Raw genomic sequence first — 14,185 nt, forward strand, 5'->3', positions numbered from 1 at the left:
CATTGCGCAGGTGCCCCATGAGCGACCAGCACTCGACTGAAGCAAACGACGAATACGCAGACGCCGAACAGATCGAACACACCGTTTCCGGTACGGGCCTGGCCCTGCCCGGCCAGAGCCTGCCGGACAAAGTCTACATCATCCCGATCCACAATCGTCCGTTCTTCCCGGCCCAGGTACTGCCGGTCATCGTCAACGAAGAACCGTGGGCCGAGACCCTGGAGCTGGTGGCCAAGTCCGATCATCATTCCCTGGCGTTGTTCTTCATGGACACGCCCCAGGAAGACCCGCGCCACTTCGACACCTCGAAACTGCCGCTGTACGGCACGCTGGTGAAGGTCCACCACGCCAGCCGTGAGGCCGGCAAATTGCAGTTCGTTGCCCAGGGCCTGACCCGCGTGCGCATTCGCACCTGGCTCAAGCACCATCGCCCGCCGTACCTGGTGGAAGTCGAATACCCGCATCAGCCAAGCGAGCCGACCGACGAGGTCAAGGCCTACGGCATGGCGCTGATCAATGCGATCAAGGAACTGCTGCCGCTCAACCCGCTGTACAGCGAAGAGCTGAAGAACTACCTCAACCGCTTCAGCCCCAACGACCCTTCGCCGCTGACCGACTTTGCCGCCGCGCTCACCTCCGCCACCGGCAGCGAATTGCAGGAAGTGCTCGATTGCGTGCCGATGCTCAAGCGCATGGAAAAAGTCCTGCCGATGCTGCGCAAGGAAGTCGAAGTGGCGCGGCTGCAGAAAGAGATTTCCGCCGAGGTCAACAGCAAGATCGGCGAACATCAGCGCCAGTTCTTTCTAAAGGAGCAACTCAAGGTCATCCAGCAGGAGCTGGGCTTGACCAAGGACGATCGCAGCGCCGACCTGGAACAATTCGAGCAGCGCCTGGAGGGCAAGGTGCTGCCGGCCCAGGCACAGAAACGCATCGAAGAGGAAATGAACAAGCTCTCGATCCTGGAAACCGGCTCGCCGGAATACGCTGTCACGCGTAACTACCTCGATTGGGCAACATCGGTGCCGTGGGGCGTGTATGGCCAGGACAAGCTTGACCTCAAGCACGCCCGCAAGATTCTCGACCAGCACCACGCCGGCCTGGACGACATCAAGGACCGCATCCTGGAATTCCTCGCGGTGGGCGCTTACAAAGGCGAGATCAGCGGTTCGATCGTTTTGCTGGTTGGCCCTCCGGGTGTGGGCAAGACCAGCGTCGGCAAGTCCATTGCCGAATCCCTCGGGCGGCCGTTCTATCGTTTCAGTGTCGGCGGCATGCGCGACGAGGCCGAAATCAAGGGCCACCGGCGCACCTACATCGGCGCCCAGCCGGGCAAGCTGGTGCAGGCGCTCAAGGACGTCGAAGTGATGAACCCGGTGATCATGCTCGACGAAATCGACAAGATGGGCCAGAGCTACCAGGGCGACCCGGCTTCCGCACTGCTGGAAACCCTCGACCCGGAACAGAACGTCGAATTCCTCGACCATTACCTGGACATGCGCCTGGACCTGTCGAAAGTGCTCTTCGTGTGCACCGCCAACACCTTGGACTCGATTCCCGGCCCGCTGCTGGACCGGATGGAAGTGATTCGCCTGTCGGGCTATATCACTGAAGAAAAAGTCGCCATCGCCAAGCGCCACTTATGGCCCAAGCAACTCGCCAAGGCCGGCGTTTCCAAGGGCAGCCTGAGCATCAACGACAGCGCCCTCAAGGCACTGATCGACGGTTATGCCCGGGAGGCCGGCGTCCGTCAGTTGGAAAAACAGCTGGGCAAACTGGTGCGCAAGGCGGTCATGAAGCTGATCGACGAGCCGAAAGCCGTGATCAAACTCGGGCCGAAGGATCTCGAGGCGTCCCTGGGCAAACCGGTATTTCGCAATGAGCAGGTGCTGTCCGGCGTGGGTGTGATCACCGGACTGGCCTGGACCAGCATGGGCGGCGCGACCCTGCCGATCGAGGCAACGCGTATCCACACGCTCAATCGCGGCTTCAAGCTCACCGGGCAACTGGGCGAAGTCATGAAGGAATCGGCTGAAATTGCCCACAGCTACGTCAGTTCGCACCTGAAGCAATTCGGCGGTGATCCGAAGTTTTTCGATGAGGCTTTTGTTCACCTGCACGTACCGGAAGGCGCCACGCCCAAGGACGGCCCGAGTGCCGGCGTGACCATGGCCAGCGCCCTGCTGTCCCTGGCGCGTAACCAGCCGCCGAAAAAAGGCGTGGCCATGACCGGTGAACTGACCCTTACCGGGCATGTCCTGCCGATTGGCGGCGTGCGCGAAAAAGTCATCGCGGCGCGTCGGCAGAAGATCAATGAATTGATCCTGCCGGACGCCAACCGGGGCAATTTCGAAGAGTTGCCGGATTACCTCAAGGAAGGTGTCACGGTGCACTTTGCCAAGCGGTTTGCGGATGTGGCGAAGGTGTTGTTCTGAGGGTCCTGTAGCGCCTGTGCTGGCGCCTTCGCGAGCAGGCTCGCTCCCACATTGGATAAGTGTCGTTCACAGCGTTTGTGATCCACACCGAACCCTGTGGGAGCGAGCCTGCTCGCGAATAGCCTTCAGCATCAACACACCCTCATCTGACACACCCGGTAGCATCTTCGGTTATGCTCGCCGTTCGTCGTGAACGCCGGAGCCCTTATGTCTCTCACCCGCCTGCTCGTACCTGTCAGCCTCGCCTTGTTGAGTGCCTGTGCCATGCAACCGAAACACAACGTGACGGTCGAGAAGCTTAGCCAATGCCCGGTGCAGCTCAATAACGGCCAGAACCTGATCCTGAGCCTGCCGACCAACCCCAGCACCGGCTACCGATGGACGGTTCAGGATTCAGCCGGCGGCGTGTTGAAGGCGTTGGGCCCGGAGGTCTATCGCAACCCGGAAGACGCCGGCATCGTCGGCGCCGCCGGGGTGTCAACCTGGCGCTTCCAGGCGTTCAACGCCGGCACCGGGCGCTTGCGCCTGACGTACCAACAACCCTGGGCGCCTGAAGTACCGCCCGTGGAAACCTTCGACTGCGCCATTTCGGTGAATTGAACGTGGGTTGGCTGATACTCGTGCTGATGGGTGCGGCCACCTTTCTCCACCAAAAACATCACTAAACAGAGATCAAATGTGCGAGCGAGCCTGCTCGCGATAGCAATCTGTCAGCCAACCGAACGACTGGCTGAACCATCGCAATCGCGAGCAAGCTCGCTCCCACAGGTTTTTTGGTTAAAATGCCGGCCTTTTCACTATCCCTGCCGCCGGAACCGTCGTGAGCAAAGAACCCGATCGCCTATTCGCCCAGCCCTTGGCCCAGGTGCCCGACTTCGCCTTCAATGAAGACGTGGTGCGAGTGTTCCCGGACATGATCAAGCGCTCGGTGCCAGGCTACCCGACCATCGTCGAGAACCTCGGCGTGCTCGCCGCACAGTTCGCCCAGCCCAACAGCGTGCTGTATGACCTCGGTTCATCCCTGGGCGCGGTGACCCAGGCGCTGCGCCGTCATGTGCGCACCGACGGTTGCCGGGTGATCGCGGTGGATAACTCGGCGGCCATGGTCGAGCGCTGCCGCGAGTACCTCAACGGCCAGGACTCGATGTTCCAGGAGCTGTTGCCGGTGGAAGTGATCGAAGGCGACATCCTTGCGCTGGCGTTCCAGCCGGCCTCGGTGGTGGCGTTGAACTTCACCCTGCAATTCATCGCACCCGAACAACGCACCGCGTTGCTGACCCGTATCCATCAGTCTTTGCTGCCCGGCGGCGCCTTGATCCTCTCGGAAAAATTGCGCTTCAACGATGCCGAGGAACATGCCCTGCTGACCGACCTGCACGTGGCGTTCAAGCGCGCCAACGGCTACAGCGAACTGGAAATTGCCCAGAAACGCAGCGCCATCGAAAACGTCATGAAGCCCGACAGCCTCGAAGAACACCGCGAGCGCCTGCTGGCGGCCGGCTTTTCGAAAGTCGTGCCGTGGTTCCAGTGTCTTAACTTCGCCTCGTTGATTGCCTTGCCATGATTGATCTGTCCCCCCTCGCCCGCCATCTGGCCGGCACGCCCCTGGCCGACTGGGCCGCGACACTGCAAACGCAGCTCGATATCAAAATGGAAAAGGGCCACGGCGACCTGGAGCGTTGGCAAAGCGCCCTCGATGCGCTGCCGGCCTTGCAGCCCACCACCGTGGATCTGCTGAACGGGCTGACGTTGGACGCAGATTGCTCTGACGAAATCCGCGCCCAGATGCGTACCGCGCTGATGGGTCTTTCTCCGTGGCGCAAGGGCCCATTCGATCTGTTTGGCGTGCACGTGGACACCGAATGGCGCTCGGACTGGAAATGGTCACGCGTCGCCCCGCACCTGGACCTCAAGGGCAAGCGCATCCTCGATGTCGGCTGCGGCAACGGCTACTACATGTGGCGGATGCTCGGTGCCGGCGCGGACACGGTGATTGGCGTCGACCCGAACTGGCTGTTCTTCTGCCAGTTCCAGGCGGTGCAGCGCTACCTGTCACAGCCCAACGCCTGGCACCTGCCGTTCCCATTCGAAGCCCTGCCGCCGGAGCTGGAAGGTTTTGACACGGTCTTCTCCATGGGCGTCTTCTACCACCGCCGCTCGCCGATCGAGCATCTGTTGGCCTTGAAGGACTGCCTGGTAAAAGGCGGTGAGCTGGTGCTCGAAACCCTGGTGATCGAAGGCGACGAACACCAGGTGCTGGTGCCCGAGGACCGCTACGCGCAGATGCGCAACGTCTGGTTCCTGCCGTCGGTCCCGGCCCTTGAGCGCTGGCTGCGCCGCGCCGGGTTCAGCGATGTGCGCTGCGTGGACGTCAGCCTGACGACCGTGGAGGAACAGCGCAGCACCGAGTGGATGAAGTACCAGTCACTGAGTGATTTCCTTGATCCTGCGGACCACAGTAAAACCATCGAAGGACTGCCGGCGCCGATGCGGGCGGTGATTGTGGCGCGTAAGTAAACAGCCCAAGCAACACGACACCCTGGTAGGGAGCAATGGGACTCTAAAGGCTTGCCTATCATTGTGGCGAGGGAGCTTGCTCCCGCTGGGCTGCGCAGCAGCCCCAAACCCGCCAACACGATGCACCTGGAATAACCGGTCAGCAGGTTTTACGACTGCTGCGCAGCCGAGCGGGAGCAAGCTCCCTCGCCACAGGGTTGTGTATTCAATTTTGGGATCTGGCTCGCCTGGCCTTGAAAAACTCGCTCAACACCGCGCTGCACTCCTCTGCCAACACCCCGCCCTCGAACATCACTCGATGATTCAAGAATCCCTGGCTGAAAAACTGCCCCTGGCTCTGCACGATCCCAGCCTTGGGTTCCAGCGCCCCGTAGACGACCCGGGCGATGCGTGAGTGGACGATGAGGCCGGCGCACATGCTGCAGGGTTCCAGCGTCACATACAGCGTGCTGCCAGGCAGGCGATAGTTGTTCACCGCCTGGGCAGCGGCGCGGATGGCGACCATCTCCGCGTGGGCGCTGGGGTCGTGGCCACTGATCGGGCAGTTGAAGCCACGCCCGATGATCTCACCATCCTGCACCAGCACCGCGCCCACCGGGACTTCGCCCAGCGCGGCGCCTTGGGCGGCGAGGGCCAGGGCTTCACGCATGAAATCCTGGTCACGGCTGCGGTCGATGATCCGCGCGGGACGAATCTGGCGCATCACGCCACCTCGATGGCGGCCATCAGGCCGGTTTCCATATGATCGATCACGTGGCAGTGGAACATCCACACGCCGGGGTTATCCGCCACCAGCGCCACCTGCGCCCGCTCGTTCTTGCCCAGCAGGTAGGTGTCGGTGAAATACGGCACGACCTTGTGCCGGTTCGACGCAATCACCTTGAAGCTCATGCCGTGCAAATGGATCGGATGCTGGTACTGGGTCATATTCTTCAATTCGAAAATGTAGCTCTGGCCTTTCTTCAGCGTGGCGATCGGCCGGTCGGCGCAGGTCTTGTCGGTGATGTCCCAGGCCTTGCCATTGATTTGCCACAGGCTCGGCGGCTTGCCATTGTCGACATTGACCGAGACCGAACCGACCCACTCGAAATTGAAGTTGAGTTTCTGCGCATTGGCCAGGTCCGGCTCGGCCACCGGGTTAGGCGGTAGCGCCGGCGGCCACTGGGTCGGTGCGTCATTGTTGGGCACCGAACGCAGAGTCCCCAGGCGCACCGGGCCATTGCGCAACGACAACTCTTCACCGGCCGGCGGCGCCTTGATCGCCAGGCAGATGCGCATGCCCGGGCCCAGCCAGTACTCCTTGCCCAACGGGCGCGGCGCGACGGGATTGCCGTCGAGCGCATAGATCTGCGCCTCGACGCCGGGGATATTGATGCGGTAAGTGAGCGTGTTATCAAGGTTGAGCAAACGCACCCGGGTAATCTGCCCGGCCGGCAAATCAATCACCGCCTGAGGCACGCCGTTGATCGTCGACAGCCGCCCGGCCGTGCCGCCACGCGCCGCCTCGCGGGGGATACTGAACGCGACGAACTCGCCCTGCTCGTCCACATGCCAGCTCTTGAGGCTCAACGTCTGCTCGTATTTGAAGCCGGTAGGCTCACGCTCTTCGATGATCAGCGGCCCCACCAGCCCGCGCCCGAGTTCTTCGCTGCTGTTGACGTGCGGGTGATACCAATAACTGCCAGCGTCCGGCACGCGGAATTTGTAATCGAAGTACTCGCCTGGCAACACCGGCAGTTGCGAGACATACGGTACGCCGTCCATCTCCAGCGGCAAGCGGATGCCGTGCCAGTGAATGGTCGTCGCGACCGGCAAATGGTTGATGAATCGCACCCGCAACCACTCGCCCTGGCGCACCCGCAACTCGGTGCCCGGCGCTGACGGACCAAAGGCCCAGGCCTGGGTCTTGTGCCCGGCCACCAGCTCCACGTCCAGCGGCGCCGCGATCAGTTCATAGTCGTGACCGGCCTCGGCATCGGCCATCTTGCCCAACCAGTACCGCGACGCGCCTCCCGCACCTACGCCAACGACAACAAGACCGGCCAGGCCACCGAGTATTTGGCGACGGGTAAAGGACATGAACGCGACTACCTCTTGAATCTGGGACGGGCCGGTGGGGCCCGGAAAAGGCGAATACGATACACCTGCAATTGAGAAATATTAAGTGAAGGATTGTCGCGGGGCGCGCTCGGGCGATGAACCCCTTTTTCAAACTTGATGTCCAGGCAATGGATTTGTGTTGCTTCGTCCCACCGGAAAATGTTCGGATACCGGTCTAAGCGGGACCGCACGGTATCTTTCATACAAAGGGATTTATTCATGAGCAAAATTGGCGCTTGCATCACTCTGTCTGCAACCCTGGCATTTGCCGTATCCACAGCTTTCGCGGCGGTTCCCACCGATATTTCGGGTGTCGCCCTTGGCTCGACTCTGGAAGAAGCCAAAGATGCGATCATGAAAGCCAACCAGGCCTATACGATCAGCCCGCTGAAAACTGTCGATGGCACCGAGGCCGGCGTGACAGCCGTGACCAACAAGACTCTTGCCCAAGCCGACCAGTTTGCCGCGCTTCAAGACGATGCTGGCAAGGTATGGTTTGTCGGGCATATGAAGCACTACGAAGAAGGGTCGCGTATCCCACTCGACAATCTGGTGGCATCGCTGACCGAAAAATTCGGCCCGACCTCGTTCCGCAATTCCCAGATGGGAGAAGTCATGTACTGGGAGTTTGACCGAAACGGCAAGCTGTATAAGGGTGTAGACCAAGTCTTTAACGACCGTGGCATTGGTCCTTGCGCGCAGGTGCACTTTAGCAATATGCATATTCCTGGCGTTTCCTTCCCTGCACCACAAAACTTCCCATCCGAGTGCAGCCTTCTGATCATGGCTTATTCACAACCTGATCAGGACAAGATGGTGCGTGAGTTCTCTCTGAGCGTAACCGATGTCAAGAGCATGTATGACCAGTTGAATGCCAAAGAGACGCAAGCAAAGGCGGAACAGGCCAGGAAACTGGAGGAAGAAAAATCCAAGGCGGCCAAACCGAACATCTGACCCCCCGGGACGCAAAAGGCCCGCATCATCCGGGCCTTTGCTTTTTTGCTAGCGACTACCGCTCAAAACATTCCCAGTCAATCGTCGTCGGCGGCTTGCTCGACACGTCGTATCTCAGGCGAGACACGCCTTCGATTCGTTGACGAGTTCAGGACTGCCTCCCAACCAAAGCCTCCAGCTCTTTGAAAGCCATGCCAGGCATTCACCGGCCTTCTTTCGCCACGCTGACCTGCAACGCCACCTAGGCCACATCCAATACGTTCCCGGTAGGCGGACAGTTGCCTCTGGCCTGCAGCCGATCAACACGATGCGCAGAGGGCGACTCCTTGAATCTCGAAATTGGCGGGGCTCCTTTCTCCGCTCTTGTGCCGGTAATGGTTCAAGATATGTGAGCAGCCTGACAAACAGGAACAACCTCCCTTAGAATGCCTCCGTGGCTATGGAACACCTTCCTTCTAACCTCCTATGATCTAGGGGTTCCGCTCTCCACACCGCGCCTGCTTCTTGCAGGCGTTTTTACATCGACGCGACGTGACGCTGCCACTCACTCACTACGACGGCCAAGGAAAGACATCAAGCATGGATCAGGAGCTGTTTTTGCGTCGTCGTACAAAGGTTCACGTTCCTGAGGGCACCGGCGGTGCAACTCGCGCTCAGGTCGCGTCGGCTGTCCAGGAAATAGCAGCGTTCCGATGCGTGCTATCGGAGCCACTGATCGAGCAAATCGGCATGCTCTCGGCGGCAGAACTCACGAACTGGCTGCGCGACGTTATCGGAGTGCTTCGGCGACAGACCGGCGCTCATGTGCACCACCAGCCATTTTATCCTGACTTTCCAGAGCAGGTTCTGTCAGCCTCAGCGGCGGAGTTGTACCTTAACGCCGTCATTCACTACCTCACGCTTTGGCGTTTGCCTCCGAGCGAACACTCTCGACCTGTGATGCTTGAAGGAAACTTCATATCCCGAGTTCTCGAACTGGGCAGCGTCTCCGAGTTCGAATCATTGCTCGAGCCGCTGGTTTCATCGCGCACCTCGCTCTCCGAAGTGGAAACAGCCGATGTCGTCTGGTTTATCCGAGCGTACAGAAGCGATGTGTTCCGTCTGCTGCCTGAGGCCGTCCCGTTCCGGGAGATTCGCGCACTGGTTGGCGGCGCATTGCTCCTGCATGTAGCCGGCGATGCACGGGTGGACGTATTCCTGGAACAAAACGTCGAAACGGCGACAGATGTGCTACGACTGGCGGTCGCGCTGAGTGGAGGCGACGTGTCACTGGCGACAGCTTCGTCACGTTTCACAGCGATGAAGCGCGCGACGCGCCGTCTGCTGTTGCGCCTACTCGATCGCGCACCCAACGCCGGGGAGGATGTGATGCGTCATGCCGAACGCTGGAAACGCTTGGCCGAAGTACTGCATCCGGGGGAGTACGCCGATAAGTATCCACGAGCACTCGCCGCCATCACGGCAGCGCGCCGCAACGACCCGCCGGCCTCGTTTGGATCACGTGTCGAAACAATGCTTGCCCAGCGTCAGATCGCCGCGCTTACGCCCTTATTGCAGGAGCGTCCCGGTGAGTTCGCACGACGACTGGATGTGACCTTGCGCCGCGCGACCGAAGCAGACGCTGTACTCGACGCGTTCGAGACCGTCGCGGTACAAGTGTCCACACCTATCCTGTTGCAGCTGCTGGCCCAAGTACGAGCCCCGCGCCCCCTGCCCTTGCGGGCTTTCACGCCGAAAGGGGCGTTGGCCAAGATCTACGGCATCGAGGATCGGCGCGAACCTCTCACACCAGAAGTGTTGGCGCGTGCAGCCCAAATTTGCCAGGACGCTCTCATAAAGCGTTTTGCATCGCTGCTGCCGCTAGGCCGCTGTTTCATCGATCCCGCACTGCGCGAATACAGGGTGCCGCTGGCACAACGTGCCGCATCGAAGTCGCTGCGTACACTGGTGCGAGGCAGCCGGTTGCCTATGCCTGACACGCGTTTCATTCGCCTGTTCCTGTGGTGGAAGAACGGCCGTGAGCGCACGGACATCGACTTGTCCGCCGCATTTTTCGACGCCAATTTCGTGTTCACGCAAACTGTCGCGTACTACAACCTGAAGGGGTTCGGCGGCTATCACAGCGGTGATATCATCGATGCACCCCACGGGGCTTCGGAGTTCATCGATCTCGACCTTGACGCCCTCGTCGAGAAGGGAATCCGCTACGTGGTCACGTCGATCAACTCATTCACCGAGCAGCCGTACTGCGATCTCCCCGAGTGCTTCACTGGCTGGATGGCCCGTGCCGACGTGGCATCGGGTGAAGTATTCGAACCGCGATCCGTGATCGACCGTCTCGATATCGCATCCGACACCGGGATCTGCCTGCCATTCGTGATGGATTTGCAGGAGAGGCGCGTGATTTGGGCCGATCTGGGGCTCACGTCATCGCCGCGGTGGAACAACGTTCAGAACAACCTGAGTGGGATATCGTTGATGCTGCGGGCCTTGGTGCATACACCACGTCCGGATTTGGAGACGCTGTTCGATTTACATGCACGAGCCCGAGGAGAACGGGTGGCTTCGCCACAACAGGCACAGGCGGTATTTGCGCCTCATCAAGGGGTAACTCCGTTCGATACGGACTTGATTCGATCACAATTTCTCTAATAGCTAAGCCAGCCGTTGCCATCCAATCCGGGCGTAACGAACTTCGCATGAAGGGCCTCAGCGGTCGACGGGCTTCCCCGGACGATATCGATCAATCACAGCAACCCCCGCTCCGCCGTCCTCCGCAAACGCCCGCGAGACGGCGTCAACGATTTCAGCCCACACCCCGACCTGTTGCAGGACAGGCATTTCCTTGGCAAGCACATTGCTCAACTCGCCGCGATTCTGCTCGATTGAGCGCAGCACTCGATCCGCCTGGTGATCGGGCATCTCGACCACCTCCTTCAGCACCGCCCGCGCCCGCGCGTGGCTGCGCAGATAACGAGACTCTTCGCGCATCTGCTCAGTCAACGTCCGGCCAATGATATTGGCCAGAAACACGGTATGAGGTCCGAGATCCGGATAACGCCACAGCGGTCGGGCCTGGTCAGCGCCCTGAAAAGAGAAGTTCGACACCACACCATCTGGATAGGTGGCCTGCATGGGCTCGAAGACTACTCGCTCGCGTACAGCCTGCATGAGCGGCTTGGACACCTGGTCCAGCACCCGGTCGTAGCTGCGGCGCTCGCCCACGTCATCTGTAATGACCGCTGAGATCGGCAGAATTACCGGATCCGGAATCGCGCCGTCGCGTCGCAGTACGTCGTTGACCAAAAACCGGTGCACACGACCGTTGCCGTCAGCGAGCGGGTGTATATAGACGAAACCAAAGGCTGCGACTGCGCTGCGCATTACCGGCGACTGGCCCTGCGTCCTTTCGAGGAACACTCCCAGCCCTTCAAGCATCGCGTCGATTTCATCGGCCGCCGGGGCGACGTAATGAACGACCTGCTCGTAGCGCACCGTTTCGCCGACGAAAACCGGAGACTGACGCACGCCGAAGTGAGTGATCGTCGTCCGATCACCGAGAATTTCCTGCTGCAACTCTGCCAGCGCGGCATTGCTCAATGGGACCGCACCTTGCCCTGTACGACGCGCCATTACGTCGGCAAAGCGTTGCACCCGCCCTACCCGGTCGGCCTCGCCTTCGATGGCGAAGCTGGCCTTGCTCTCGCGTAGCGTCATCCAGACCGCCGACCGCATCAGCAGATCCTCGCCGAACTCGTCTGTCAGTTCAACGAACAGGCGTGGAACGTCCAGTTCGACCGCACGCATTACCGCCTCGGTCTTGACCACGCAGGGGCAGAATTCACGCGTGCCGGGCAGGTTGTCATTTACCCGCCAGCGCTGCACTTTCACCACTTGGTCGCGGGATGCCGACACCAGCTTGGCTTCGTCAATGGCATCGACATAATTGCCGCCTAAGCGCTCGGGCACGACCAGAGCGTCTCCGGTCAGCCATTCATATAGAAACGCAGCACGACGCGCGTACTGCCCAGTAGGCTCGACCGTAACCCAGTCCTGGACGAAAACAGGCCCGGTCTTCTCGAACAGACGGGTAAGGAACTCCAGATGCGGGACTTCATGGCGCAGATGGAACTGCAGATGTGCAGCAATCTCCGCATCCGGGCGCATCGCCTCGGTGTAGGTCTCCAGACGAAAGCCATCGGTGACTTGAGTTGCGCGTCGCCCGCCTACTTGACTCATCACTGGCAATCGCCCCAAAGGCTGCACATCATAGATTTGGGCCAGCCAGGCGGCGCCTATCGCGTCTGCGGGCAAATCGGTCATATAGGGCCTCCGCGGACAAGTTGAGTTTTAGGGGCTAAAAAATGATGTCGTGCCGCCTGATCTGGTCAGCTAACGATTAAGATGGGATAAAAACGATTAGATAACAAGATCTGTGCGCAAAAACGATTATTTCCAACAACCGGCTCGTCAGAGCTGAGAAAGAGGCTGAACCCGCCCCTTTCTCCCTCCGATCAAAATCGACGTTGCATCGATTTCAGGACAACAGGGGGGTTACCCCTGTTGAGGTTCCGTTATTCCCACTCGATCGTCGCCGGCGGCTTGCTCGACACGTCATAAGTCACGCGGGAGATGCCTTCGATTTCGTTGATGATCCGCCCGGACACGGTTTCCAGCAGCTCGTACGGCAGGTGTGCCCAGCGAGCGGTCATGAAGTCGATGGTTTCCACGGCGCGCAGGGCCACGACCCAGGCGTAGCGACGGCCATCGCCGACCACGCCGACCGATTTCACCGGCTGGAATACCACGAATGCCTGGCTGACCTTGTGGTACCAGTCGGCCTTGCGCAGTTCTTCGATGAAGATGTGGTCGGCGCGACGCAGCAGGTCGGCGTATTCCTTCTTCACTTCACCGAGGATCCGCACGCCCAGTCCCGGGCCGGGGAATGGGTGGCGGTAGACCATGTCGTAGGGCAGGCCCAACTCCAGGCCGAGGCGACGTACTTCGTCCTTGAACAGTTCGCGCAGCGGCTCGACCAGTTTCAGGTTCATCTCTTCCGGCAGGCCACCGACGTTGTGGTGGGACTTGATCACGTGGGCCTTGCCGCTCTTGGCGCCGGCCGACTCGATCACGTCGGGGTAGATGGTGCCCTGGGCCAGGTACTTGATGTTGTCCAGCTTGCAGGATTCGGCATCGAACACGTCGATGAAGGTGCGACCGATGATCTTGCGCTTCTTCTCCGGGTCGGACTCGCCGGCCAGGTTGTTCAGGAACTGCTCTTCAGCGTTGGCGCGGATCACCTTGACGCCCATGTTCTCGGCGAACATGGCCATCACTTGCTCGCCTTCGTGCAGGCGCAGCAGACCGTTGTCGACAAAGACGCAGGTCAGCTGGTCGCCAATGGCCTTGTGCAGCAGCGCGGCAACCACCGAGGAATCGACACCGCCGGACAGGCCGAGCAATACGTTGTCGGTGCCGACCTGGGCGCGAACCTGGGCGATGGCATCTTCAGCAATCTTGGAAGGCGTCCACAGGGCTTCGCATTCGCAGATGTCGAGGATGAAGCGCGACAGGATGCGGCCGCCCTGCTTGGTGTGGGTCACTTCCGGGTGGAACTGTACGCCGTAGTAGCGGCGATCGTCGTTGAACATGCCGGCGATCGGGCAGCTCGGGGTGCTCGCGAGGATGTGGAAGTCTTCCGGCATCTTCGTGACCTTGTCACCGTGGCTCATCCACACGTCGAGGCCGAACAGGCCGTCGGCGTCGATGTGGTCTTCAATGCCGTCCAGCAGGCGGCTCTTGCCGACCACGTCGACACGGGCATAACCGAACTCACGCAGGTCGGAACCTTCGACCTTGCCGCCCAATTGCTCAGCCATGGTCTGCATGCCGTAGCAGATGCCGAACACCGGTACGCCGAGGTCGAACACCGCTTGCGGGCAGCGCGGGCTGTCGGCTTCGTGCACGGACTCGGGGCCGCCGGCGAGGATGACGCCTTTGGGAGCGAACTCGCGAATCGCTTCTTCATCCATGTCGAACGGATGCAGCTCGCAGTACACGCCGATCTCACGCACGCGGCGGGCGATCAGCTGGGTGTACTGGGAACCGAAGTCGAGGATCAGGATGCGGTGAGCGTGAATGTCGAGGGCCATGACTCATTCTCATGTAGTGAATCAGAAACA

10 protein-coding genes are annotated in these 14,185 nt (G+C 60.5%); 6 read left to right on the forward strand and 4 right to left on the reverse strand.

Annotated features, from left to right (window positions below; translation table 11 throughout):
- Positions 1 to 17: 17 nt before the first annotated feature.
- The 4 genes from lon to cmoB all read left to right on the forward strand — a co-directional run bounded on the left by lon (position 18) and on the right by cmoB (position 4,949).
- Positions 18 to 2,432: an endopeptidase La gene (gene lon / locus J3P91_RS22185; RefSeq protein ID WP_434601755.1), complete on the forward strand. Its 2,415-nt coding sequence runs from the start codon at positions 18 to 20 to the stop codon at positions 2,430 to 2,432.
- A 207-nt stretch (positions 2,433 to 2,639) separates the two neighbouring features.
- Positions 2,640 to 3,032 (forward strand): protease inhibitor I42 family protein, encoded by a 393-nt coding sequence (locus J3P91_RS22190; RefSeq protein ID WP_434572015.1) that lies wholly within the window; start codon positions 2,640 to 2,642, stop codon positions 3,030 to 3,032.
- 220 nt (positions 3,033 to 3,252) lie between these two features.
- Positions 3,253 to 3,996, forward strand: a complete 744-nt coding sequence (gene cmoA / locus J3P91_RS22195; protein ID WP_434601756.1) for a carboxy-S-adenosyl-L-methionine synthase CmoA — start codon at positions 3,253 to 3,255, stop codon at positions 3,994 to 3,996.
- Positions 3,993 to 4,949, forward strand: coding sequence for a tRNA 5-methoxyuridine(34)/uridine 5-oxyacetic acid(34) synthase CmoB (gene cmoB, locus J3P91_RS22200; RefSeq protein ID WP_434601757.1), 957 nt, complete (start codon positions 3,993 to 3,995; stop codon positions 4,947 to 4,949). Before cmoA ends, cmoB begins: the two co-directional genes overlap by 4 nt.
- 205 nt (positions 4,950 to 5,154) lie before the next feature.
- Here the strand turns inward: cmoB and tadA are convergent, their stop codons facing one another.
- Together tadA and J3P91_RS22210 are read right to left on the reverse strand one after the other, a co-directional pair.
- Complete coding sequence (gene tadA, locus J3P91_RS22205; RefSeq protein ID WP_434601758.1) at positions 5,155 to 5,652, reverse strand: tRNA adenosine(34) deaminase TadA; 498 nt, start codon at positions 5,650 to 5,652, stop codon at positions 5,155 to 5,157.
- Entirely contained in the window at positions 5,652 to 7,028 is a 1,377-nt protein-coding gene (locus tag J3P91_RS22210) for a multicopper oxidase family protein (RefSeq protein WP_434601759.1), read from the reverse strand. Before J3P91_RS22210 ends, tadA begins: the two co-directional genes overlap by 1 nt.
- Positions 7,029 to 7,268: 240 nt before the next feature.
- On the opposite strand from J3P91_RS22210, the gene J3P91_RS22215 reads away from it, so the two are divergent.
- Positions 7,269 to 8,003 carry a hypothetical protein gene (locus J3P91_RS22215; protein WP_434601760.1) on the forward strand — a complete coding sequence of 245 codons (735 nt, stop codon included), beginning with the start codon at positions 7,269 to 7,271 and terminating at the stop codon, positions 8,001 to 8,003.
- Between the two features lie 579 nt (positions 8,004 to 8,582).
- Positions 8,583 to 10,655 (forward strand): TerD family protein, encoded by a 2,073-nt coding sequence (locus J3P91_RS22220; RefSeq protein ID WP_434601761.1) that lies wholly within the window; start codon positions 8,583 to 8,585, stop codon positions 10,653 to 10,655.
- Positions 10,656 to 10,712: 57 nt separating this feature from the next.
- Here J3P91_RS22220 and J3P91_RS22225 read toward each other — a convergent pair whose 3' ends face one another.
- Together J3P91_RS22225 and guaA are read right to left on the reverse strand one after the other, a co-directional pair.
- The gene (locus tag J3P91_RS22225) at positions 10,713 to 12,326 is read right to left on the reverse strand and encodes a Fic family protein (RefSeq protein ID WP_434601762.1); all 1,614 of its coding nucleotides are present in this window, start codon (positions 12,324 to 12,326) and stop codon (positions 10,713 to 10,715) included.
- Positions 12,327 to 12,577: 251 nt separating this feature from the next.
- Entirely contained in the window at positions 12,578 to 14,155 is a 1,578-nt protein-coding gene (guaA, locus tag J3P91_RS22230) for a glutamine-hydrolyzing GMP synthase (RefSeq protein ID WP_305499016.1), read from the reverse strand.
- Positions 14,156 to 14,185: the final 30 nt, after the last annotated feature.

Origin of the sequence: Pseudomonas sp. Z4-7 (assembly GCF_051131965.1) — a bacterium.
Lineage (GTDB): Bacteria > Pseudomonadota > Gammaproteobacteria > Pseudomonadales > Pseudomonadaceae > Aquipseudomonas.

Bases quoted from the DNA above. Each gene is read 5' to 3' on its own strand.
- J3P91_RS22190 (WP_434572015.1), top strand. From the start codon at position 2,640: ATGTCTCTCACCCGCCTGCTCGTACCTGTCAGCCTCGCCTTGTTGAGT.
- J3P91_RS22210 (WP_434601759.1), bottom strand. From the start codon at position 7,028: ATGTCCTTTACCCGTCGCCAAATACTCGGTGGCCTGGCCGGTCTTGTT.
- guaA (WP_305499016.1), bottom strand. From the start codon at position 14,155: ATGGCCCTCGACATTCACGCTCACCGCATCCTGATCCTCGACTTCGGT.
- J3P91_RS22215 (WP_434601760.1), top strand. From the start codon at position 7,269: ATGAGCAAAATTGGCGCTTGCATCACTCTGTCTGCAACCCTGGCATTT.
- cmoB (WP_434601757.1), top strand. From the start codon at position 3,993: ATGATTGATCTGTCCCCCCTCGCCCGCCATCTGGCCGGCACGCCCCTG.
- tadA (WP_434601758.1), bottom strand. From the start codon at position 5,652: ATGCGCCAGATTCGTCCCGCGCGGATCATCGACCGCAGCCGTGACCAG.
- lon (WP_434601755.1), top strand. From the start codon at position 18: ATGAGCGACCAGCACTCGACTGAAGCAAACGACGAATACGCAGACGCC.
- J3P91_RS22220 (WP_434601761.1), top strand. From the start codon at position 8,583: ATGGATCAGGAGCTGTTTTTGCGTCGTCGTACAAAGGTTCACGTTCCT.
- J3P91_RS22225 (WP_434601762.1), bottom strand. From the start codon at position 12,326: ATGACCGATTTGCCCGCAGACGCGATAGGCGCCGCCTGGCTGGCCCAA.